Source organism: Nonomuraea sp. NPDC049607 (assembly GCF_040675375.1).
Lineage (GTDB): Bacteria > Actinomycetota > Actinomycetes > Streptosporangiales > Streptosporangiaceae > Nonomuraea.
In genome coordinates this window covers 133005-154290 of sequence record NZ_JBFAOV010000003.1, presented here as the reverse complement: position 1 = coordinate 154290, position 21286 = coordinate 133005, and the positions used below count along the sequence as shown (strand labels likewise).

General features: G+C 70.1%; 22 protein-coding genes. 11 read left to right on the top strand and 11 right to left on the bottom strand.

Annotation, left to right across the window (positions count from 1 at the left end; translation table 11 throughout):
- Positions 1–12 precede the first annotated feature (12 nt).
- The 3 genes from AB0J97_RS08000 to purN all read right to left on the bottom strand — a co-directional run bounded on the left by AB0J97_RS08000 (position 13) and on the right by purN (position 2507).
- Complete coding sequence (locus tag AB0J97_RS08000) at positions 13–189, bottom strand: hypothetical protein (protein ID WP_357707777.1); 177 nt, start codon at positions 187–189, stop codon at positions 13–15.
- A 150-nt stretch (positions 190–339) separates the two neighbouring features.
- A complete protein-coding gene (purH, locus tag AB0J97_RS07995) occupies positions 340–1881 on the bottom strand; it encodes a bifunctional phosphoribosylaminoimidazolecarboxamide formyltransferase/IMP cyclohydrolase (RefSeq protein ID WP_364086036.1) in 1542 nt (513 codons plus the stop codon).
- Positions 1878–2507: a phosphoribosylglycinamide formyltransferase gene (gene purN, locus AB0J97_RS07990; RefSeq protein WP_364086033.1), complete on the bottom strand. Its 630-nt coding sequence runs from the start codon at positions 2505–2507 to the stop codon at positions 1878–1880. Before purN ends, purH begins: the two co-directional genes overlap by 4 nt.
- Positions 2508–2583: 76 nt before the next feature.
- Here purN and AB0J97_RS07985 point away from each other — a divergent pair, with 76 nt between their 5' ends.
- On the top strand, positions 2584–3003 hold the full coding sequence (locus AB0J97_RS07985) for a hypothetical protein (protein WP_357707783.1): 420 nt from the start codon (positions 2584–2586) through the stop codon (positions 3001–3003).
- Here AB0J97_RS07985 and AB0J97_RS07980 read toward each other — a convergent pair.
- From AB0J97_RS07980 to sucC, 3 genes are all read right to left on the bottom strand, one after another.
- The gene (locus tag AB0J97_RS07980; RefSeq protein ID WP_357707785.1) at positions 3000–4649 is read right to left on the bottom strand and encodes a DUF6350 family protein; all 1650 of its coding nucleotides are present in this window, start codon (positions 4647–4649) and stop codon (positions 3000–3002) included. The genes AB0J97_RS07985 and AB0J97_RS07980 overlap by 4 nt on opposite strands.
- Before the next feature lie 190 nt (positions 4650–4839).
- Entirely contained in the window at positions 4840–5715 is an 876-nt protein-coding gene (sucD, locus tag AB0J97_RS07975) for a succinate--CoA ligase subunit alpha (protein WP_125644468.1), read from the bottom strand.
- A 3-nt stretch (positions 5716–5718) separates the two neighbouring features.
- A complete protein-coding gene (gene sucC / locus AB0J97_RS07970; RefSeq protein ID WP_364086025.1) occupies positions 5719–6900 on the bottom strand; it encodes an ADP-forming succinate--CoA ligase subunit beta in 1182 nt (393 codons plus the stop codon).
- A 353-nt stretch (positions 6901–7253) separates the two neighbouring features.
- On the opposite strand from sucC, the gene AB0J97_RS07965 reads away from it, so the two are divergent.
- From AB0J97_RS07965 to AB0J97_RS07955, 3 genes are read left to right on the top strand one after another with little or no spacing between them, the layout of a single operon-like run.
- Positions 7254–8069, top strand: coding sequence for a hypothetical protein (locus AB0J97_RS07965; RefSeq protein WP_364086022.1), 816 nt, complete (start codon positions 7254–7256; stop codon positions 8067–8069).
- A gap of 31 nt (positions 8070–8100) precedes the next feature.
- Entirely contained in the window at positions 8101–8892 is a 792-nt protein-coding gene (locus AB0J97_RS07960) for a hypothetical protein (RefSeq protein ID WP_364086019.1), read from the top strand.
- A 45-nt stretch (positions 8893–8937) separates the two neighbouring features.
- Positions 8938–9822, top strand: coding sequence for a hypothetical protein (locus AB0J97_RS07955; protein ID WP_364086016.1), 885 nt, complete (start codon positions 8938–8940; stop codon positions 9820–9822).
- Positions 9823–9902: 80 nt separating this feature from the next.
- On the opposite strand, the gene galE is transcribed toward AB0J97_RS07955, so the two are convergent.
- Positions 9903–10880, bottom strand: a complete 978-nt coding sequence (galE, locus tag AB0J97_RS07950) for a UDP-glucose 4-epimerase GalE (protein WP_357707790.1) — start codon at positions 10878–10880, stop codon at positions 9903–9905.
- A 192-nt stretch (positions 10881–11072) separates the two neighbouring features.
- On the opposite strand from galE, the gene AB0J97_RS07945 reads away from it, so the two are divergent.
- The 6 genes from AB0J97_RS07945 to AB0J97_RS07920 all read left to right on the top strand — a co-directional run bounded on the left by AB0J97_RS07945 (position 11073) and on the right by AB0J97_RS07920 (position 15130).
- Positions 11073–12473 carry a glutamate--cysteine ligase gene (locus AB0J97_RS07945; protein ID WP_364086013.1) on the top strand — a complete coding sequence of 467 codons (1401 nt, stop codon included), beginning with the start codon at positions 11073–11075 and terminating at the stop codon, positions 12471–12473.
- A complete protein-coding gene (locus AB0J97_RS07940) occupies positions 12470–13117 on the top strand; it encodes a neutral zinc metallopeptidase (RefSeq protein WP_364086010.1) in 648 nt (215 codons plus the stop codon). The genes AB0J97_RS07945 and AB0J97_RS07940 overlap by 4 nt, the downstream gene beginning before the upstream one ends.
- Before the next feature lie 89 nt (positions 13118–13206).
- Positions 13207–13464, top strand: coding sequence for a WhiB family transcriptional regulator (locus AB0J97_RS07935; RefSeq protein ID WP_357707793.1), 258 nt, complete (start codon positions 13207–13209; stop codon positions 13462–13464).
- Positions 13465–13597: 133 nt separating this feature from the next.
- Positions 13598–14278: a CPBP family intramembrane glutamic endopeptidase gene (locus AB0J97_RS07930; protein WP_364086006.1), complete on the top strand. Its 681-nt coding sequence runs from the start codon at positions 13598–13600 to the stop codon at positions 14276–14278.
- A gap of 226 nt (positions 14279–14504) precedes the next feature.
- Positions 14505–14705, top strand: a complete 201-nt coding sequence (locus AB0J97_RS07925) for a type II toxin-antitoxin system VapB family antitoxin (protein WP_357707796.1) — start codon at positions 14505–14507, stop codon at positions 14703–14705.
- Positions 14702–15130 carry a PIN domain nuclease gene (locus AB0J97_RS07920; protein WP_364086001.1) on the top strand — a complete coding sequence of 143 codons (429 nt, stop codon included), beginning with the start codon at positions 14702–14704 and terminating at the stop codon, positions 15128–15130. Before AB0J97_RS07925 ends, AB0J97_RS07920 begins: the two co-directional genes overlap by 4 nt.
- A 22-nt stretch (positions 15131–15152) precedes the next feature.
- On the opposite strand, the gene AB0J97_RS07915 is transcribed toward AB0J97_RS07920, so the two are convergent.
- A complete protein-coding gene (locus tag AB0J97_RS07915) occupies positions 15153–15872 on the bottom strand; it encodes a PIG-L deacetylase family protein (protein WP_357707799.1) in 720 nt (239 codons plus the stop codon).
- A gap of 125 nt (positions 15873–15997) precedes the next feature.
- On the opposite strand from AB0J97_RS07915, the gene pcrA reads away from it, so the two are divergent.
- Entirely contained in the window at positions 15998–18220 is a 2223-nt protein-coding gene (gene pcrA, locus AB0J97_RS07910) for a DNA helicase PcrA (RefSeq protein ID WP_364086658.1), read from the top strand.
- 154 nt (positions 18221–18374) lie between these two features.
- Here pcrA and AB0J97_RS07905 read toward each other — a convergent pair whose 3' ends face one another.
- The 3 genes from AB0J97_RS07905 to AB0J97_RS07895 form a co-directional block, all read right to left on the bottom strand.
- Positions 18375–19334, bottom strand: a complete 960-nt coding sequence (locus AB0J97_RS07905) for a L,D-transpeptidase (RefSeq protein ID WP_357707800.1) — start codon at positions 19332–19334, stop codon at positions 18375–18377.
- Between the two features lie 107 nt (positions 19335–19441).
- The gene (locus AB0J97_RS07900; RefSeq protein WP_352323887.1) at positions 19442–20074 is read right to left on the bottom strand and encodes a response regulator transcription factor; all 633 of its coding nucleotides are present in this window, start codon (positions 20072–20074) and stop codon (positions 19442–19444) included.
- Positions 20071–21279 (bottom strand): PspC domain-containing protein, encoded by a 1209-nt coding sequence (locus AB0J97_RS07895; protein WP_357707801.1) that lies wholly within the window; start codon positions 21277–21279, stop codon positions 20071–20073. The genes AB0J97_RS07900 and AB0J97_RS07895 overlap by 4 nt, the downstream gene beginning before the upstream one ends.
- Between the last annotated feature and the right edge of the window lie 7 nt (positions 21280–21286).

Here is a 21286-nt window from a genome sequence, read left to right as displayed (position 1 = left end):
GCGCCTGTCCGGTCAGTCGCGCTCGGCGAAGCGGGCCTCGCGGCGCTCGATGATCCGCCGGGTGAAGGGGATGAGCTCGACGACGCGGCTGCCGAGGTACGCGCCCACGAAGGCGAAGACCAGGAGGACAAACGGGCTGGTCGAGAAACCGTTCATGGTCACGAAGGCGTGCAGGGTCGCGTCGAGCATGGGGACTCCGGGGGAATGAGCACGGCAGGGCGGCAATCAGGGTAACCGGGCCGGGCCGATGCTCGCCGCCGAAAACGGATAAAGGGCGACAAGTGATCTCTTGTCGCCCTTTATATGATCAACCGGTATCAACCGGCGATCAACCGGTGATCAGTGGAAGAAGTGGCGGGTTCCGGTGAAGTAGAGGGTGACGCCCGCCTGCTCACAGGCGTCGATCACCTCCTGGTCCCGGATCGAGCCACCGGGCTCCACGATCGCCTTGACCCCGGCCTCGATCAGCACCTGCGGCCCGTCGGGGAACGGGAAGAACGCGTCGGAGGCGGCGACCGAGCCCGCGGCCCGCTCCCCCGCCCGGCTGACCGCGAGGCGGCAGGAGTCGACCCGGTTGACCTGGCCCATGCCCACGCCCACCGTGGCGCCGTCGGCGGCCAGCAGGATGGCGTTCGACTTCACCGAGCGCGAGGCGCGCCAGGCGAAGGCCAGGTCGGCCAGCAGCTCCGGCGAGGCCGCCGCGCCGGTCTTGAGCTCCCACGCCGACGGGTCGTCGCCGCCGGCGTCGATCCTGTCGACCGCCTGCAGCAGCAGGCCGCCGTCGATGCGGCGGAACTCCAGCGGCTGGGACGGCCCCTCCGGGCAGCGCAGCAGACGCAGGCTCTTCTTGGCCCGCAGCACCTCCAGCGCCTCCGCGCTGAAGCCGGGGGCCACGACGACCTCGGTGAACACGTCGGCGATCTGCCGGGCCAGCTCGACGGTGACCTCGCGGTTGACCGCGATCACGCCGCCGTAGGCCGAGACGGGGTCGCAGGCGTGGGCCTTGCGGTGGGCCTCGGCCACGTCGGCGCCGACGGCGATGCCGCACGGGTTCTGGTGCTTGATGATCGCCACGCACGGCTCCGCGAAGTCCCAGGCCGCCCGCCAGGCCGCGTCGGAGTCGAGGTAGTTGTTGTAGGACATCTCCTTGCCGTGGAGCTGCTCGGCGTTGGCCAGGCCGCCCGAGCCGGAGGTGTAGAGGGCGGCGCGCTGATGGGGGTTCTCGCCGTAGCGCAGGGTCGCCTTGCGCTCGTACGCGGTGCCGGTGAACTCGGGGAACTCCTCCCCGCCCGCGTACGGCCCGGCGAACCAGTTGGCCACGGCCACGTCGTAGGCGGCGGTGTGGGCGTAGGCGACACCGGCCAGGTGGCGGCGCTCGTGCAGCGTGAACCCGCCCTCGTCCAGCGCGGTGAGCACGTCGCCGTAGGCGGCGGGGTCGACCACGACCGCGCAGGTGGCGTGGTTCTTGGCGGCGCCCCTGATCATCGCGGGCCCGCCGATGTCGATCTGCTCGACGCACTCCTCGTCGGAGGCCCCGGAGGCCACCGTCTGCTGGAACGGGTAGAGGTTGACCACCACGAGCTGGAACGGGTCGATCTCCAGCTCGTCGAGCTGGGCCACGTGGTGCGGCTTGGTGAGGTCGGCCAGCAGGCCGGCGTGCACGCGCGGGTGCAGCGTCTTGACCCGGCCGTCGAGGCACTCGGGGAACCCGGTGAGCTGCTCCACCTTGGTCACCGGGATCCCGTGGGACGCGATCGCGGCGGCCGTGCCGCCGGTCGACACGATCTCCACGCCGGCGCCGTCGAGTGCCCTGGCCAGCTCTTCGAGCCCGGACTTGTCGTAGACAGCGATCAGCGCGCGCCGGATGGCGATGCGAGTCACGTGCTTTCCCCTCCTGATTGGTTGCCGATGCGGACGGTTCGTCCGCTGACCGTCCAGCCCTCGCGGGCCATCCGGCCGACGATGTCGACGAGCAGGCGGCGCTCGACGGTCTTGATGCGCTCGTGCAGGACCGGCTCGTCGTCATCCGGCAGCACGGGCACCGCCTCCTGGGCGACGATCGGCCCGGTGTCGATCCCCGCGTCGGCCAGCATCACCGTGCAGCCGGTCACCTTCACCCCGTGGGCCAGCGCGTCGCGCACGCCGTGGGCGCCCGGGAAGGACGGCAGCAGCGCCGGATGGGTGTTGAGCACGGGGAACGCGTCGAGCGTGGGAGCACCCAAAATTTTCATGAAGCCCGCCGACACCACCAGGTCGGGCTCGTACGATGCGATCTCGGCGGCGAGGGCGGCATCCCAATCCGCCCGGGTCGCATGATCGCTCAGTTTTTCAACAAATGTCGGGACATTTGCCTTGGTGGCCCTGGCCAGGCCTTCTATGCCGTCCCGATCCGCGCCCACAGCCACCACCCGCGCACCGTACGCCGGGTCGGCGGAAGCGTCCAGCAGGGCCTGTAGGTTGGTTCCAGAGCCGGAGACGAGGACGACGAGCCGCCCAGCCTTTGACACGCACACTCCAAAGAATGGAAACAGGGTGGGGCTGACAGGGTATCTGTTCCTCGCCCGGCGACGCAGAGGAGGTCAGGTGTCGACACCGGTGCAGGCACCGGCGGGCCAGCAGCCCGCCGATTCAGCGGGTCGCCGTGCGATCTGGTTGTCCATCGCGGCGCTGGCCATGACGTTCATGCTGCCGCTCGCCGGCCTGGTCATGGCCCTGTTCGCGCTCATGTCCGGGGTCCGCGCGCTGCCACGACTGAGGGGCGCCCACAAGCCCACGGGCACGGCCGTCGGCGGCATCACCATCTCCTCCATCGCGCTGGCCCTGTCGGCGATGGCCACGGGGATGCAGCTCTACCTGATGGACGAGTACTCCGCCTACCAGGAGTGCATGAAGGGCGCGGGCACGGTCTCGGCCCAGGGCGAGTGCTTCACCCAGTTCAGGGACGCCGCGCAGCGCAAGCTGCCGCCCGACGTCCTCCAGCTGCTCGGGGCGATGCAGCCCTAGTCACGGTCCCAGGCGTAGGGGTCGACGTAGATGACGTGACCGCCGCGGTCGTCGGACTCGTCCACGATGTCCTTGCGCGGCGGGCGGGCCGGGTCGCCGGGGCCGCCGGGCGTGGTCCCGGCCGGGCGCGGGCGGGCCTGGGCCAGGGTCTCGGCCTCCGCGGAGGCGTGCTCGTCCTGCCAGTCGTCCCTGATGACCGGGATCTCCTGGGTGTCGGCCTCGGTGGCGTCCATCCAGTGGCCGGGCAGCGGGCGCGGGTCGGACTCGGCCAGGCCCACCTTGCTGGCCGCCTTGGCGATGGCCGCGCCCGCCTTGCGGACCGGCGCGGCGGCCTTGTCGAGCGGCGCGCGGGCCTTCTTGTTGAGCAGCAGCAGGTTGGCCACGCCCGCCGAGATGCCGGCGGCCACGCCGACCTCCAGGGCCACCGACAACGCCACCTCCCACGGGGACGGGCCGATCGCCGACAGCCGGCCGCCGCCGATGGGCCCGCCGGACAGCGCGGCCAGCAGGCCGGCGACCAGGCCGGTGGAGACGCCGGTCAGGAAACCCCACAGGGGGGCGGCCTCGTACGAGTGCGAGGGCGAGATGCGGGCCACGAACACGCCCGCCACCGCCCCCGCCGCGAACGGCAGCGCGATCACCGCCATCATCCACGCGGGCACGGGCCCGCTCTCGGGCAGCGCGCCCAGCATCGGCAGGCTGGGCACCGTGCCGAGCTGGACGCCGGTCGGGGCGACCAGCGTGTCCGCGCCGATGGCGAAGCCGGGGCCGGCGATGTACGAGGAGGCCCAGATCACGGCGTTGAGCAGGTAGAGGAGCTGGAGCAGCAACAGCAGCACGCCGCCGACGAACCCCGGCGCGAGCACGTCCGACAACTCCCTGACCTGCCCGAAGTTCAGGACGACCGCGACCAGCACCAGCCCCAGCCCGGACGCCAGCAGCGCCGTGGTGGCGACCGCCGTGCCGACCGTGACGGCCCGCAGCCGCTCGGGCAGCAGCTTGAGCATGATCCGCCACGGGCCGATCATGCGCGCGGTGGCCAGCGAGCCCGCCAGGAAGGCCAGCACGAAGTGGCTGAGCAGCGCCTCGCCGATGAACGGCTGGGTGATCTCGTTGCTCGCCACCAGCGCGATCAGCCCGGCCAGCAACGCGTAGGGGGCCGCCAGCGAGACGCCGGCCTGGCCGACCAGCACGAGCTGCGCGCGGCGGCGGGCGTTGGCCTGCTCGCGCGGGCTGTTCTTGGGCAGCCGGGCGGGCAGGCGCAGCCGCAGGTCGGCGTCGCGGGCCATCCACCGGCCGGCGCGGTAGAGCAGGAACGCGGGCAGCACCATCAGCCCGAGAGGCAGCAGCCCGACCCGGCCGCCGGGCATCGCGAACCCCGCGTGGTGCGCGGCCAGCCAGAGCTGCGCCGCGGCGCGGAACACCCCCGGCAGGCCCGCGCCGAGCGTGCCGCGCGGCGCGGCGATCCAGCCGACGAGGGTGAGCGTGGTGAGCACGGCCAGGCCGACGCCCAGCGTGCAGGCGGCGGCGAGCATCCCTGACACGGGTAGCGGCCGCCTCGTCTCGTCGTCGTCGGTCGAGACCCCGGGGAGCTTGCCGAGCACCGACTTGGGGGCGGTACGCAACTGGTCGAGAATGGCCGTCACAGATGTGATTTTCTCAATCTTTCCCAACCATCGCTTGGTTGACGCGCCGCAGCGGGTCCACTTTGTCACCGAGACACCCCCGCGAACGCGTCCCACCCCCTTGCCCAGCCCTTTACGCGCCGCCCCGACGGCCCCCGGACATGGAAAAGCCCCGCATGGCGGCGGCCAGGCGGGGCTTTTCCACGCGTGACTAGCGGGACTGCATGATCTCGCGCATCAGGCGGGCCGTCTCGGAGGGGGTCTTGCCGACGCGGACGCCGACCTTCTCCAGGGCCTCCTTCTTGGCCTGGGCGGTGCCGGCCGAGCCGGAGACGATGGCGCCGGCGTGGCCCATCGTCTTGCCCTCGGGGGCGGTGAAGCCCGCGACGTAGGCCACGACCGGCTTGGTGACGTGCTGCTCGATGTAGGCCGCGGCACGCTCCTCGGCGTCGCCGCCGATCTCACCGATCATCACGATCGCGTCGGTGTCCGGGTCGTCCTGGAACGCCTGGAGCGCGTCGATGTGCGTGGTGCCGATGACCGGGTCGCCGCCGATGCCGACCGCGGTCGAGAAACCGAAGTCGCGCAGCTCGTACATGAGCTGGTAGGTCAGCGTGCCGGACTTCGAGACCAGGCCGATGCGGCCGGCGGTGGTGATGTCGGCGGGGATGATGCCGGCGTTGGACGCGCCGGGCGAGGCGATGCCGGGGCAGTTGGGACCGATGATGCGGGTCTTGTTGCCCTTGGCCACCGCGTACGCCCAGAACTCGGTCGAGTCGTGGACCGGGATGCCCTCGGTGATCACGACGCAGAGCGGGATCTCCGCGTCGACGGCCTCCTTGACGGCGGCCTTGGTGTGGGCCGGCGGCACGAAGACGACCGACACGTCGGCGCCGGTCTGCTCCATGGCCTCCTTCACCGTGCCGAACACGGGCAGGCCCTCGTGCGTGATGCCCGCCTTGCGGGCGTTGACGCCGCCGACGACCTTCGCGCCGGAGGCGAGCATGCGGCGGGTGTGCTTGGTGCCCTCACCGCCGGTCATGCCCTGAACAATGATCTTGCTGTTCTCGGTCAGCCAGATAGCCATGACTCACGCACCTACCGCAGCGAGCTCGGCGGCCCGCTTGGCCGCGTCGTCCATCGTGTCAACCAGCTCGACCCGCGGGAGCGCGGCGTCGGCCAGGATCTGCCGCCCGAGCAGGGCGTTGTTGCCGTCGAGGCGGACCACCAGCGGGTGGGTCACGGCCTCGCCGCGGCTCTCCAGCAGCTTGAACGCCGAGACGATGCCGTTGGCGACGGCGTCGCAGGCGGTGATGCCGCCGAAGACGTTCACGAAGATCGACTTGACGCTCGGGTCGGAGAGGATGATCTCCAGGCCCGCGGCCATGACCTCGGCCGAGGCGCCGCCGCCGATGTCGAGGAAGTTCGCCGGGGACGGCTTGCCGGGGTACGCCTCACCGGCGTAGGCGACCACGTCGAGGGTGGACATGACCAGGCCCGCGCCGTTGCCGATGATGCCGACGTTGCCGTCGAGCTTGACGTAGTTGAGGTCCTTCTCCTTGGCCTTGGCCTCCAGAGGGTCCTCGGCGGCCTTGTCGGCCAGCGCCTCGTGGTCGGCCTGGCGGAAGCCGGCGTTCTCGTCGAGGGTGACCTTGCCGTCGAGGGCCTTCACCTGGCCGTCGGCCGACAGGATCATCGGGTTGACCTCGACCAGCGTGGCGTCCTCGTCGACGAAGCAGTGCCACAGCTTCTCGATGAGCTCGGCGGCGCCGTCGAGCGACTTCTCGGGCAGGCCGCCGGCCACCGCGATCTCACGGGCCTTGGCGCGGTCGATGCCGTCGAGGGCCGAGACCGGCACCTTGGCGACCTTCTCGGGCGTGCTGTGGGCGACCTCTTCGATGTCCATGCCGCCGGCGGCGGAGCAGATCGCGAGGAAGGTCCGGTTGGCGCGGTCGAGCAGGAAGGAGAAGTAGTACTCCTCCGCGATCGCGCTGGCCTCCTCCACGAGCACCTTGTGGACCGTGTGGCCCTTGATGTCCATGCCGAGGATGGCGGTGGCCTTCTCGACGGCGTCGGCGGCGTCGTCGGCCACCTTCACGCCGCCGGCCTTGCCGCGACCGCCGGTCTTGACCTGGGCCTTGACGACAACGCGGCCGGTCAGCTCCTCAGCCGCCGCCCGCACCTCCTCCACGGTGTTGGCGACGATGCCGCGTGGCACCGGGATGCCGTAGTCAGCGAAGAGCTCCTTCGCCTGATGTTCGAACAGGTCCACGAGGGTCCGTCCTTGCTTATCCGACTGATGTTCGACGGCCCGGGCAACTGCGCTGACGGTCGCGTCCGCTCGCCGCTCGTGTCGGCTTCGTGCCTCGCTCTCTCACGGCGAGCTCCTACGCTCAGGGGTGCGTGCCGGGCGTTTCCGCCAGTGAAGCCTAGCCCCAAGCTTGACCTGCACAGGTCATCGGGGCACGGTTCTTCCGCTATGTGACGGTGATCTCACTTCACCATGTCCCACTCTGCACCGAAAGTGCACCAATTCGCTGCCTTATGCGGTGTCTCTCGATATATGGTCGTGATCTTCAATTGGCAGGATTCCTGCTCCCCTCATTCTTGATCTGAAGGAATCGGATGAAGCGAATTATCGCGGGCCTGGCCCTGGCCTCCGCGGCGGCGCTGGTCACCGCGACCCCGGCCCAGGCCGCGCCCGTGGACCCGGCGAAGGCGCTGAAGAAGCAGTACGTCGCCGGGCACGGCGTGCGGTTCACCGAGACGTCCCGCTCCTCGCTGGACGGCAAGAGCACCGGCGCCACGAAGACGACCGGCGTTTTCGAGTTCGGCAAGGGCGGAATCGTCGCCTCGGACGTGAGGAATCACAGCGCCGGCAAGAACTCCGACGTGTTCGCGTCGCTGATGCCGTCCCGGATGATCACTGTGGGCAAGCACGTATACGCGCAGGGCGGTCTTTACAGCGAGGGCCTGCCCGAGGGCAAGAAGTGGGTCCGCTACCCCGACACCGGCATCAGGATCAGCAACTCCAACCAGATGCTCGACGTCTTCGAGCCCAAGGTGCTGAAGGCCCTCGTCTCCCACGCCAAGAGCACCAAGGGCGGCATCTACCGCGGCACGCTCACGGTCAAGGAGCTCGGCAAGATCTACGGCCAGCCCGTCGACAAGAAGGTCGCCAAGGTCGAGGTCTCCTACCTGCTCGCCCTGAACTCCCAGGGCCTGGTCACCAGGGTCGTCAGCGACTGGACCCTCGACTACGGCATCCTCGGCGCCAGCCACAGCACGACCGAGACCCGCTTCACCGGCTGGGGCGCCAAGGTCAAGGTCAAGGCCCCGCCGGCCGACGAGGTCGCCGACGTCTCCGAGCTCGGCGACGACAGCACGGTCCCGCAGGACATCCCGGACGGCTCGCTCAACTCGCTGGGCAACGTCAGGTAATCCCGCAGGGTCCCTTTTTCCGAGGAAGTTCATGAAACGAATGCTCGCGGCCGCGGTGACGGCCGCGGCTCTCCTCCCGGCCGTCCCCGCACAGGCGGCCGCGGACCCGGGCACGGCACTGAAGCGGCAGTTCGTCCCCGGCCACGGCGTGACGATCTCCGAGACGATGCGAACGACGTCGGACAGACCCAGCCTTCGGGAGACCACCCGGGTCACCGGGTCCGTGGAGTTCGGCAAGTCGGGCGTTGTCGCCTCCGACCTCATGGTCAGGAACACGGGCAAGGATGCCGCCTCCACCGACTGGATGCGCATCGTCAGCGTCGGCGGACGCTTCTACGTCCAGTCGCCGCTGCTGCTCGACCGGCTGCCCATGGGCAAGACGTGGGCGTTCATGGAGTTCGAGGGCGAGCCCCTCGTCTCGTTGGCGGGCGTCGACGTCTTCAAGCCCAGGGTGCTGCGATCGCTGGTGGCCCATGCCAAGAGCGTCAAGGGCGGGCTGCACCGCGGCTCGCTCACGGCCAAGGAGGCCGGGGCGCCCGGCTCCGGAGGCAGCGGGGCGTTCTCCTACCTGCTCGGCCTCGACTCCGCGGGCCTGCCGACCCGGCTCGACACCGATACCGGAGCCGGCAGTGGCAAGGACTGGACGCGAACCACCGTCGAGACCCGGTTCACCGGCTGGGGCGCGAAGATCACGATCAAGGCGCCCTCGGAGGACGACGTGATCTCCTCCGAAGAAGCCAACGAGGCCACGATGGCGGAGCTCCTCACCGCCTTCGAGGACATCCCCGAAGGTTCCACCAGCTCGCTCGGTCTGAGCAAGTAGACCGCCGAGCTTTCATCCCCCTCAATCCAAGGACGACAACCGCATATGAAGCGAACCCTCACCGGCGTCGCGCTGGCGACGGCCGCCGCCCTGGTGGCCGCGCCCCCCGCGCTGCTGGCCACCCCCGCCCAGGCGGCGGCGCCCAAGAACCCCGTGGCCGCCGTCAAGAAGCAGCTGGTGCCCGGCAAGGGGATGAAGTTCAGCGAGCGCGTCACCGTCACCGACGGTGCGCGCAGCGAGGTCTTCGTCCGCCGCACGGGAACCTTCCAGTTCAGCAAGTCCGGCATCGCCGCCTCGGACATCACGGGCAAGCTGAACATCTCCGTGTCCGACCTGGGCGACGAGGCGCCGGAGGAGCTCAAGGCCCTGGCCAGGCCCGAGCGCACGATCCGGATCGGCACCACGTCGTACCTGTCCGGCGGCCTGTGGAGCACGGTCCTGCCGGAGGGCGAGACCTGGTTCAAGGCCCCGAACGGCCCGACGGGCGGCCTCACCGGCACCTTCGGCCAGCCGGTGAACGTCGCCGAGCAGGCCACGCTCAAGACCCTGCTCAAGACCGCCAAGCCGGTGAGCGGCGGCTACGCGGGCACGATCACCGTCCGCGACCTGCGGAAGGTCTCGCCCTGGTACCGGGCGAGCGCGCTCGACCCGAAGCCCACGGCCAAGGCGCTGAAGAGCGTCATCACCTGGAAGCTCACCCTGAACGCGGCCGGCCTGCCGGTCCGCCTGGTGTCCACGTTCCCGCAGGCCGCGATCACGGGCTCGGGCTCGGCGAGGGACGGCGTGCGGGTCGACACCCGCTTCACCGGCTGGGGCGGCGCCGTGTCGATCAAGGCTCCGACGGCTGAGGACGTCTCCAGCGAGTTCGACAACGGCAAGGACGACATCTCCTCCCTCGACCTGCCGTTCGGCGTCAGCGTCGCCAAGTAGTACCGCGCTCCGCGCCTCTCCCGTCGCCGCTTGGCGGGAGAGGCGCGGAGCCGGCCCTTCCGGGACGACCGGCGGGCAGGTCAGGTCAGGCGGGAGTCGCGCAGGGACGCCCACTCCAGCGAGTGCCTGATGCCCTCCTCGACCGTGAACCGGGCCTCCCAGCCGAGCAGCCGGCGGGCCCGGTCGCTGCGCGTGTACGCCCCCGCCACGTCACCGGGCCGGGCGGGCGCCTCGACCACGTCGATCGGCCGGTCGACCACCCGGTTGAACGCCTCGGCCAGCTCCCGGACCGTCGTGCCGGCGCCGGTGCCGAGATTGATCACGTCTGCGTCCAGGGAGTCGAACCGGCGCAGCGCCTCCACGTGCGCGGCGGCCAGGTCCCAGACGTGGACGTAGTCGCGGATGCCCGTGCCGTCGCTCGTCGGGTAGCCGGTGCCGGTGATCCGGAACGGCACGCCCTCCTCGTACGCCTCGATCATCTTGCCCAGGGCGTGGCTGGGACGGCGCAGTTGCAGGCCCGTGCGCATGGCCGGGTCGGCGCCGATCGGGTTGAAGTAGCGCAGGGACAGGATGCGGATCGGGCGGGTGGCGGCGATGTCGGCGAACATGGCCTCGCAGACCGCCTTGGTCCGCGCGTACGGGCTCTGCGGGGCGAGCGGCGAGTCCTCGTCGACGGTGTGGTCCTCGCCGGCGCGGTAGATCGACGCGGACGAGCTGAAGACCATCCGCTCGCAGCCGTTGCGCAGCAGGTGGTCGGTGAACTCCAGGCTCTTGGCGACGTTCGCGCGGTAGTAGCCGACCGGGTCGGCGACGGAGTCGGGCACGACGATCAGGGCGGCGCAGTGGACGACGGCCTCGATGTCGGGGTGCTCGGCGAAGATCTTGTCGACGAGGGCGCCGTCGCCGACGTCGCCCTCGTAGAAGATGCGTCCGTCGGCGAACTCCCTGCGGCCCGTCACGAGGCTGTCGAGGATCACGGGCTCGATGCCGGCGTCGAGGCACGCCGACCCGATCGTGCTGCCGATGTAGCCCGCCCCACCGGTAATCAATACGCGCATCCCCGCACCCTACGGGCCCCCCGCGAGGGCCGCGCGCCCCGACGATGATCTTCATGACGCCCGGCCCGCGGGGAGGCCGGGCCGGTCTCCCGCTGGTCATGTCGGCCTAGCCGTGCGACATTTCCTGGTATGGGCAGGGACGTACCAGTCGTCGTGTTCAGCCGGGACGATCGCCGGAAATATCGGGAAAAGGTGCGTCGATGTCTCGACGTCTTCGCCCAGATGTTGCGCGAGTCCCGCTTCGAGTTCGAACGCCCCCGCGCGGGCCTGGAGATCGAGCTCAACATCGTGGACGCCCAGGGCGAGGCCGCCATGCGCAACGCCCAGGTGCTGGCCGCGATCGAGCAGCCGGACTGGGCCACCGAGCTGGGCCAGTTCAACATCGAGATCAACGTCGAGCCTCGGGAGCTGACCGGCGACGGCCCGCTGCACCTGGAGGAGGACGTACGGAGGCGGCTCAACCACGCCGAGGAGCGCGCCCGCTCCCAGGACGGGCACCTGATGCTGGTCGGCATCCTGCCCACGCTGCGCGAGCAGGACATCAGCGAGGGCACCCTGTCGGCCAACCCCCGCTACCGCCTGCTCAACGAGCAGATCTTCGCCGCCCGCGGCGAGGACCTGCACCTGTGCATCGAAGGCGTGGAACGCCTCGACACCCACGCCGACAGCGTCGCGCCCGAGGCCGCGTGCACGAGCGTGCAGCTCCACCTCCAGGTCAGTCCGGAGGCGTTCGCGCCGCACTGGAACGCCGCCCAGGTCATCGCGGGCCCCCAGGTCGCGGTCGCGGCCAACTCCCCCTACCTGTTCGGCAAGGAGCTGCACCGTGAGACCAGGATCGCGCTGTTCGAGCAGGCCACCGACACCCGTCCGGCCGAGCTGAAGACGCAGGGTGTGCGACCGCGGGTGTGGTTCGGGGAGCGCTGGATCACCAGCGTCTTCGACCTGTTCGAGGAGAACGTCAGCTACTACCCGGCGCTGCTCCCCCTGTGCGAGGAGGAGGACCCGCGCGCCGAACTGGCGCAGGGACGCATCCCCCACCTGCACGAGCTGACCCTGCACAACGGCACCATTTACCGCTGGAACCGGCCCGTCTACGCGGTCGTGGACGGCGTGCCGCACCTGCGCGTGGAGAACCGCGTCCTGCCTGCCGGCCCCACGGTGGCCGACATCGCCGCGAACGCCGCGTTCTACTACGGGCTGATGCGCGTGCTCCCGTCGGCCGAGCGCCCGATCTGGAGCCAGATGTCCTTCCGCACCGCCGAGGACAACCTCGCCGCCGCGGCCCGGCACGGCCTGGACGCCCGGCTCTACTGGCCGGGGCTGGGCGAGGTGCCGGCGGCCGAGCTGATCCTGCGCCGGCTGCTGCCCATGGCGCGCGCGGGCCTGGCCGAGTGGGGCGTGCACACGCCGGTGGCCGACCGGCTGCTCGGCATCATCGAGGGACGCTGCCTGACCGGCCGTACGGGCGCGACCTGGCAGGTCGAACGGGTGCGCGCGCAGGGCGGCGACCGGCACGAGGCGCTACGCGCGATGACGTTGGACTACATCAACCGCATGCACGCCAACGATCCGGTGCACACTTGGGACGTGTGAACCTCGTGCGCGCCCGTCTCCTCGTCCTGGCCCTCGTCCTGCTGCTCGCCGCCTGCGGCGACACCCGGCCCGTGTCCCGGGACGTCCAGGGGGCCGACACCTTCGAGGACGACCTGCGGACCGCGCGTACGCTCACCGAGTCGTTCTGGGCGGAGTTCTTCGACCAGCAGGGGATGACTTATCGGCCTATCGCCGCCTTCATCCCTTACTCCGGGAGTTCCGGTCCTTCGTGCGGGGGCGAGCCGTCCGTGCCGAACAACGCCTTCTACTGCCCCGAGGGCCACTACATCGCCTTCGACCGGTCGTGGATGGAGTCCCTGTGGAACGACATGGGCGACGGCTCGGTGTACGTGATCATTCCCCACGAGTTCGGGCACGCCGTCCAGGCCCAGCTCAGGACCGGTTTCGAGCTGAACGTCCAGGCCGAGCTCCAGGCCGACTGCTACGCCGGCGGGACGCTGTCGGCCCTGGTCCGCTCGGGCTCTCTGCAGGCCCAGCCCGGTGACGAGGACGAGCTCCTGACCAGCCTGGAGGCCGCCGGCGACCCCACGGACGACTGGCTGAACCCCGCCGCCCACGGCACCGCCGAGCAACGCCAGTCCGCCTTCGCCGACGGCTACGAAGGCGGCGTCGGCGGCTGCTGAGGACGGGCCGGGACGTCTCCTGAGGATGTACCCGTGGGTCAGCCCAGAGGATGATGCGTCTGATCATGACCTGGCTCTACGGTGGAGTCATGCCACTGGAGGAGATCGGCTGGCTGCGTAAAGGCGCGTGCAGGTCCAGCGACCCTGACCTCTTCTTCCCCCTCGCCCCCTCGCCGCTGCAGGAGGCCCGGGCGAAGGCGGTCTGCGCCCGCTGCCCGGTCGTGAACGAGTGCCGCGCCTACGCCTTACGCGAGGGCGAGACGGAAGGCATCTGGGGCGGCCTCACCCCGCAGGAACGCCGCCGCACCCGCTTCCCCGCAGGCTGGCGCAACTCCGCCGCCTCCTGACACCTCCCCCACCGACCGACGCACCCCCGTCGCCGGACGGGTTCCCGCCGGACAGCCCGCCCCGCCATCCCCCGGCGCTTCCCCGCCGGACGGTGCGACGCCGGGGTTCTGTGGCGCGACGTAGCCTGCAAGGGTGCTGTTGCGCTCGATCGCCGTCCTCACCGCCGCCAACGTCCTCAACAACAAGATCGCCCCAAGGCTCGCCCCGCTGACGTCCGTCGCCGCCGCCGCCGCGCTCGTGGCCATGGCACGCCGGAGCGGCGCCTCCTGGCGGGAGCTCGGGTTCGAGCAGGCCCCCAGGGGCGCGGCCGTCGGCGGCGCGCTGGCGACGGCCGTGGCCGCCGTCTACACCGTGGGCATCGCCGTACCCCGCACCCGGCCGCTCTTCCGCGACGAGCGCGCCCTGTCGCTCTCGCGCGCCCGCGCCCTGGAGGAGGCCCTGGTCCAGGTCCCTCTGGGCACGGTCCTGCTGGAGGAGGTCGGGTTCCGCGGCGCGCTGCACGCCATGCTGGCCAGGCGGCACGGCGCGGTCGCCGCCACGGCGGTCTCCTCGGCCCTGTTCGGCCTCTGGCACATCCTCCCGGCGATCGACATGGCCCGCGCGAACCCGGCACTCGGGGCGCTGACCGCGGGCGAGTCGCCCGCCCACCTCGACGTCGCGCGGGTGGTGGCGGGCAGCGTGCTGTCCACGGCGGCGGCGGGGGTGCTCTTCTGCGAGCTCCGGCGCCGCGGCGGACTGCTCGCGCCGTCGATGCTGCATCTGGCGACCAACTCCCTCGGCTACCTCTTCGCGAGGATCTCAGCAAAGCACTGAAACCGGATGATCGGTTCCGGCCGGGTAGAGACTTGTGCCAGGCGGGGATGAGGATTCCACCTCCGAAGCTGAGGATCCTTCCACTTCCCTTGGAACGGTCCACTTGACTCGCCCCGATGGCTCTACCTTCACCCGAGACGCGCATCGCGGGAGCTCCGACGGGCTCCCTGGACGCCGCACATCAGGATCAGAGATTCGTCCGGTGGAGGTACGGAGGTGGTGGTGTATGCGTACTGTGATCGACATCGACAAGAGGCTTCTGGAGCTGGCCCAGCACGAACTGGGGACATCGACCATGAAGGAGACGGTGAACGCCGCCCTGGAGGAGGTCGCCCAGAGGGCCAAGCGACGCGAGGCCTTCGAATACTGGCGTACACGGGACAATACGGATCTCCTGGACCCGGAGCTCCTGAAGCATGCGTGGTGACCACCGGAGTGGTCTACCTCATCGACAAGAGCGCCCTGGCCCGCATGCCGCATCCGGCGGTCCATCAGGCCCTCGAAGCGCTCATGCTCGACAGGACGCTCGCCGTCTGCGAGGTCACGCAACTGGAGGTGCTCCACAGCGCCCGTGACCCCAAGGGCTACGAGAGGGACGCCCGCCACCTGCGGGAGGGCTTCCGCCTCCTGTCCATCACGCACAGAAAGGTCGGCGGCAGGGCCCTGGAGGTGCAGGCGATGCTCGCCGGCAGGTCGCACCACCAGGCGGTCGGGCTGAACGATCTGCTGATCGCCGCCTGCGCCGAGGTGCACCAGGCGACGATCCTGCACTACGACCGGGACTTCGACATCATCTCCGAGGTCACCGGGCAGCCCGCGCTCTGGGTGGCGCCGCCGGGCTCCATCCCCTGAGCCGAGGGAGGAACCGTCCAGGTCAGGCCGTGGGCACGACCTGGAAACCCTCCGCGTAGTGGCCCTCGCCGAAGCCGGCCTGCTCGGCCCAGGCGGCGAAGCGGCCGCGGACGAAATCGGCGAAGCCCTCGACGTGGGCGACCTGACTGACGTGCGACTGCAAGGCCGCGAGCTTGCGGTCCATGACCTCGGTGACGTCGACCCAGTGGTTGGGGGTCTGGCCGCCGTTCAGCCAGACCTCCCTGACCGTCCACGCCTCCAGGCCCTCGTCGCGCAGCAGCTCGGGGAAGGCATAGGGGTTGCGGGCGTCGGGGTAGACCGCGTCGAGGGCCGCGCCGCCCACGGCCCGGTGGTCGGGGTGGCTGGGGGCGACGAACTGGTAGTTGCGGTCGGGGTGGTGGGTGATGACCAGGTCCGGACGTACCTGGCGGATCACCCTGGCGATGTCGCGCCGGAGGTCGAGCGAGGGCACGACCCGGCCGTCGGAGTAGCCGAGGAAGCGTACGTCCGTCACGCCGACCGCCTTGGCGGCGGCGAGCTGCTCGGTCCTGCGGAGCTCGGCCATGCCCGAGTTGTCCAGGGTGCGCTCGTTGCCGCCGGCGTCACCGTCGGTGACCAGCAGGTACGTGACCTCCACGCCCCGATCCACGAACAGCGCCACGCTCCCCGCCGATCCGAAGTCGACGTCGTCGGGATGGGCGGTGACGACAAGTACCCGGTTGATCTCGGATTCCGGCAGCATGGCTCCCCTTCCTGGACCCTGTACGGAGGACAACCGGCACCCCGTCGGAGGCATTCCGGGCGCCGTTTGTCGGTGGCTCGTCTTAACCTAGGTGGGTGCCGACCCAAGTCTCTGTTGACCACCCCTTGCTCGACGGCCTCAACCCCCAGCAGCGCGAGGCCGTGATCCATCATGGCAGCCCGCTGCTCATCGTGGCGGGGGCGGGGTCGGGGAAGACGCGGGTGCTCACCCACCGCATCGCCTACCTGCTGGCCGAGCGCAACGCGCATCCGGGCGAGATCCTGGCCATCACCTTCACCAACAAGGCCGCCCGCGAGATGAAGGAGCGCATCGACAAGCTCGTCGGCCCGCGCTCCAAGGCGATGTGGGTGATGACGTTCCACAGCGCCTGCATGCGCATCCTGCGGCGCGAGGCCAAGCGGCTGGGCTTCCCGTCGAGTTTCTCGATCTACGACCAGGCCGACTCGCAGCGGCTGATGGCGATGGTCTGCAGGGAGATGGAGCTCGACCCGAAGCGCTACCCGCCGCGTTCGTTCTCGGCGCAGGTCAGCAACTTCAAGAACGAGCTGGTCGACTACGAGACCGCGCTGGACAGGGCGGGCTCGCACCTGGAGAAGACGCTCGCGCAGGCGTACAAGGCCTATCAGCTCAAGCTGACCGAGGCCGGCGCGATGGACTTCGACGACATCATCATGAACACGGTGACGCTGTTCCAGCTCTTCCCCGAGGTGGCCGAGCACTACCGGATGCGGTTCAGGCACGTGCTGGTCGACGAGTACCAGGACACCAACCACGCCCAGTACATCCTGATCCGCGAGCTGGTGGGCCATCCCGAGCTGCGCACCGCCGACGGCGACGTGGTGCGCTCGGGCGGCGACATGTCCGAGCTGTGCGTGGTGGGCGACGCCGACCAGTCGATCTACGCCTTCCGCGGCGCGACGATCCGCAACATCCTGGAGTTCGAGCGCGACTACCCCGACGCCCGCACGATCCTGCTGGAGCAGAACTACCGCTCCACCCAGAACATCCTGGCCGCGGCCAACGCGGTGATCGCGCGCAACGAGGGGCGCAAGCCGAAGAACCTCTGGTCCGACCAGGGCGACGGTCCCAAGATCGTGGGCTACGTCGCCGACAACGAGCACGACGAGGCCATGTTCGTGGCCCAGGAGGTCGACCGGCTCAGCGACGAGGAGGGCGTCAAGCCCAGCGAGGTCGCGGTGTTCTACCGGACCAACGCCGCCTCCCGCGTGTTCGAGGAGATCTTCATCCGCACCGGGCTGCCGTACAAGGTGGTCGGGGGCGTGCGCTTCTACGAGCGCAAGGAGGTCAAGGACCTGCTGGCCTACCTGCGGGTGCTGGCCAACCCGGCCGACGTGGTGTCGATGCGGCGCATCCTCAACGTGCCCAAGCGCGGCATCGGCGAGCGGGCCGAGGCGATGATCGAGGCGCTGTCCTCGCGCGAGCGCATCTCGTTCTGGGACGCGCTGCGCCGAGCCGACGAGGCGTACGGAATGGCGACGCGCTCGCTCAACGCGGTGCGCGAGTTCGTGGCGATGCTGGAGGAGCTGATCGCCAAGGCCGAGGGCGTGCCGCCGTCCACGCTGGCCGAGGAGATCCTCGTGGCCACCGGCTACCGCGCCGAGCTGGAGGCGTCCGAAGACCCTCAGGACGAGTCCCGCCTGGAGAACCTCAACGAGCTCGTCTCGGTGGCCTCGGAGTTCGAGGAGGCCAATCCCGAGGGCACGCTGGTGGAGTTCCTGGAGCAGGTGTCGCTGGTGGCCGACGCCGACCAGATCCCCGACGCCGAGGGCGGGCAGGGGGTCGTCACGCTGATGACCCTGCACACGGCCAAGGGGCTGGAGTTCCCGGTCGTCTTCCTGACGGCGATGGAGGACGGCGTGTTCCCGCACGTCCGGTCGCTGGGCGAGCCGAAGGAGCTGGAGGAGGAGCGGCGGCTGGCCTACGTCGGCATCACCCGGGCGCAGAAGCGGCTCTACCTCACGCGGGCGGCGGTGCGAAGCTCGTGGGGGTCGCCGTCGTTCAACCCGGCCTCGCGGTTCGTGAACGAGGTGCCGGGGCAGCTCATCGACTGGCGTACCGACCCGGAGAAGTCGGCCTGGAGCGCGGCGACGCGGCGGGAGCCGACCCCGCGGCCGGCGCCCAAGGGCGGCGGGTCGCGTCAGGTCCCGTCGCTGGCGGTGGGCGATCGGGTGACGCACGACAAGTGGGGGCTCGGCACGGTGGTGGCCGTGGACGGGGTGGCGGAGAAGACCAAGGTCAAGATCGACTTCGGTGGCGACGGGGAGAAGACGCTGCTGCTGGCGTACGCGCCCCTGGAGAAGCTCTGACCCCTGGTCAGCGGGCGCCCGGCCTTCGACAGCCGGGCTCCTGACGACATGCCCCGGGCCGGGGGCCGCAGGGGGGCAGGGCTCCTGGGTGGGAGCCCTGCCGACAAGGTCGTGGTCAGGGCCCTGGGTGGGAGCCCTGCCGACAGGGTCACGGTCAGGGCTTGAGGGCGCTGCCCTGCTTCCACTGGGTCCAGTTGAGCTGCCAGTAGCTCCAGCCGTTGCGCCAGTCGAGCTTGCGCTTGGTTCCGGTGATCTTGACGACGTCACCGCGCTGGGCGATGCCGTAGAACCACTTGGCGCCCTCGGGGGTGGCGCGCACGCAGCCGTGGCTCTGGTTGGAGCGGCCGAGGTACTGGTAGTAGCCGGCGCTCTGGTGGACGTACTCGCCGCTGTCGGAGATGCGCACCGCCCAGGGGATCTCCTCCTTGTAGTAGCGCGGGTCCTTGGGGTCGGTCACCCCCATCCAGGACGACGTCATCGTCTCGACGGACTTCTTGCCCATGGTGAGGTGCACGCCGCTGGTGGTGAGGTAGACGTCCACGCCGTTGCGCAGCAGGCCGCCGCGGCCGGCGCTGATCGCGATCTTCTTGGCGATCTTGCCGTCCCGGTAGACCTTCATCTGGTGCTTGCGGGTGTCCACGACCGAGATGTTCGCGTTGCCGACGGCGAAGCGGCGGGTGACGTCCTCGGCCTTGTTGCCGGGGAGCTGGCTGAGGCGCGCGGTGAACAGCACCTTCTGGTGCGGCTTCCAGTACGTCTTCGTCCGGTAGATGACCTTGCGGGCCGACACCCAGCGCCAGGCGCCGTCGACCGGTTTGTCGGCCTCGACCTCCAGCAGCGCCTCGACGGCGGCCTTGTCCTTCACGTCCCGGTCGAACGTGACGATGATCGGGAAACCGACGCCGACCTTCTCCGACGTCTCCCCCATGGGAGTGATGTCGGCGATGTCGAGCTTGACCTTCTTGGCCGGAGCCGCGACGTGAGCAGCCGCGGCGGCGCCCACGGAGGCGGTCGTCCGGGCCTGCGGGACCTGCGGGGCTGGTACGCCTTCTGCTGAACAGGCCGCAGCCGACAGCAGTGCGACCATGGCAAGCAACCGGGGGACGCGATTCAAGGGGATTACTCCTGGATTATGTGCTTCTCCTTCCATGTGTGACTACTGAGACAGGCGATTCGTCTACGAATGGCCGTAACGACCTTGTAACGGTCCAGAAAGCAGGGTCAGACCAGGCGGCGCGCGGTGGCCCAGCGGGACAGCTCGTGCCGGTTGGAGAGCTGGAGCTTGCGCAGCACGGACGAGACGTGGGTCTCCACCGTCTTGACCGAGATGAACAGCTCCTTGGCGATCTCCTTGTACGCGTAACCGCGGGCGATCAGCCGCAGCACCTCGCGTTCGCGCTGGGTGAGCGAGTCGAGCTCGGGATCGATCGACGGCGCCTCGGACGAGGCGAAGGCGTCGAGGACGAACCCGGCCAGCCGCGGCGAGAAGACCGCGTCGCCGTCGGCCACCCGGCGGATGGCGTCGGTGAGCTCCTTGCCGCTGATGTTCTTGGTCACGTAGCCGCGGGCGCCGCCCCTGATGACGCCGATGACGTCCTCGGCGGCGTCGGAGACCGACAGCGCGAGGAAGCGGACCTGCGAGCCGGTGCTGAGGACGCGGCGCAGCACCTCCTGGCCGCCGCCGCCGGGCATGTGCACGTCGAGCAGGACCACGTCGGGCTGGTGCTCGGCGATGGCCTTGACCGCCGTCTCGACGTCCTCCGCCTCGCCCACGACCTCGATCGAGTCGCCCAGCTCCGCGCGTACGCCGGATCTGAACAGCCGGTGGTCGTCGACGATCAACACGCGTGTCATTGCTTGTCCACCTTCATCGTCAGCATCACTTCCGTGCCCTCGCCGGGCTCGGTGCGGACCCTGGCCGTGCCGCCGTGACGTTCCATTCTCCCGATGATGGACTCCCTGATGCCCATTCTGTCGAGGGGTACCGCCTCAAGGTCGAAGCCCTTTCCGCGGTCCTTCACGAAGATGGTCACCTCCAAGCCCTCCACCTCCGCGTAGACGGAGATGGCCGGGCTCTCAGAATATTTGGCCGCGTTGACCATCGCCTGCCTGGACGCCTTGAGCATCGCCGCCAGCTTGCCCTGCGGGTCGAGGTCGAGGTCGCCGACGCAGACGACCTCGATGGGCACGCCGTGCGAGTCCTCCTCCTCGGCCGCGATCCTGCGTACGGCGGCGGCCACGGTGGCGTCGGCGTCCTGGGCGGGCTGGTAGAGCCAGTTGCGCAGCTCGCGTTCCTGGGAGCGGGCCAGCCTGGTGACCTCGCGGGGGTCGTTCGAGACGCGCTGGATGAGGGTGAGCGTGTGCAGCACCGAGTCGTGCACCATGGCGGCCACCTCGGCGCGTTCCTCCTGACGGATGCGCTCGCGGCGTTCGAGCTGGAGCTCCTTCCACAGGCCGGCCAGCCAGGGCGTCGCGATGACCGCGATGCCGCCGACCACGACGACCGTGAACATCAGGCCGGGCCTGGCCTTGGCCAGTTCGCCCTGGGCGTACAGGAAGCCGGCCGCGCCGATGACGACCAGCGTCACGCCGAGCAGCGTGCGCACGCGGTTGGTACGGATGCTCTTGGTCGCGCCGCTGACCCAGTTCTTGCGGCGTTCGGGGTCGGCCTGCTGCCAGAGGATGAGCGCGCCGATGCCGCCGACGGCGAACGGCAACATGCCGATCCCGCCCTTCGAGGCCCCGGTCAGCCAGCCGAACGCGGCCAGCGCCACGCCGATCGCGCTGAAGGCGGCGAGCTGGCTCCAGTCGCGCTGCGGCGGCTGCCCCTCGTACGGCTCACGCGGAGTGATCATCCACAGCACGGCGTAGGCCACCATGCCGACCCCGTCCACGACGCTGAGCAGCACGAACATCAGCCTGATCACGACGGGATCGAGGGAGAGCTGCGCCGCCAGCCCCTGGGCCACGCCGCCGAGCAGGCGGCCCTCCATGGGGCGGAGCATCCGGCGATAGGGTCGATCGCCGGTGGGCTCGGCAAGTGTCTTCTGGTCTGCCATAACATCG

Excerpts from the sequence above, each read along its gene's own strand:
- AB0J97_RS08000 (WP_357707777.1), bottom strand. The coding sequence starts at position 189 with ATGCTCGACGCGACCCTGCACGCCTTCGTGACCATGAACGGTTTCTCG.
- sucD (WP_125644468.1), bottom strand. The coding sequence starts at position 5,715 with ATGGCTATCTGGCTGACCGAGAACAGCAAGATCATTGTTCAGGGCATG.
- AB0J97_RS07965 (WP_364086022.1), top strand. The coding sequence starts at position 7,254 with ATGAAGCGAATTATCGCGGGCCTGGCCCTGGCCTCCGCGGCGGCGCTG.
- AB0J97_RS07960 (WP_364086019.1), top strand. The coding sequence starts at position 8,101 with ATGAAACGAATGCTCGCGGCCGCGGTGACGGCCGCGGCTCTCCTCCCG.
- AB0J97_RS07955 (WP_364086016.1), top strand. The coding sequence starts at position 8,938 with ATGAAGCGAACCCTCACCGGCGTCGCGCTGGCGACGGCCGCCGCCCTG.
- galE (WP_357707790.1), bottom strand. The coding sequence starts at position 10,880 with ATGCGCGTATTGATTACCGGTGGGGCGGGCTACATCGGCAGCACGATC.
- AB0J97_RS07935 (WP_357707793.1), top strand. The coding sequence starts at position 13,207 with ATGCCACTGGAGGAGATCGGCTGGCTGCGTAAAGGCGCGTGCAGGTCC.
- AB0J97_RS07925 (WP_357707796.1), top strand. The coding sequence starts at position 14,505 with ATGCGTACTGTGATCGACATCGACAAGAGGCTTCTGGAGCTGGCCCAG.
- AB0J97_RS07915 (WP_357707799.1), bottom strand. The coding sequence starts at position 15,872 with ATGCTGCCGGAATCCGAGATCAACCGGGTACTTGTCGTCACCGCCCAT.
- AB0J97_RS07900 (WP_352323887.1), bottom strand. The coding sequence starts at position 20,074 with ATGACACGCGTGTTGATCGTCGACGACCACCGGCTGTTCAGATCCGGC.
- AB0J97_RS07895 (WP_357707801.1), bottom strand. The coding sequence starts at position 21,279 with ATGGCAGACCAGAAGACACTTGCCGAGCCCACCGGCGATCGACCCTAT.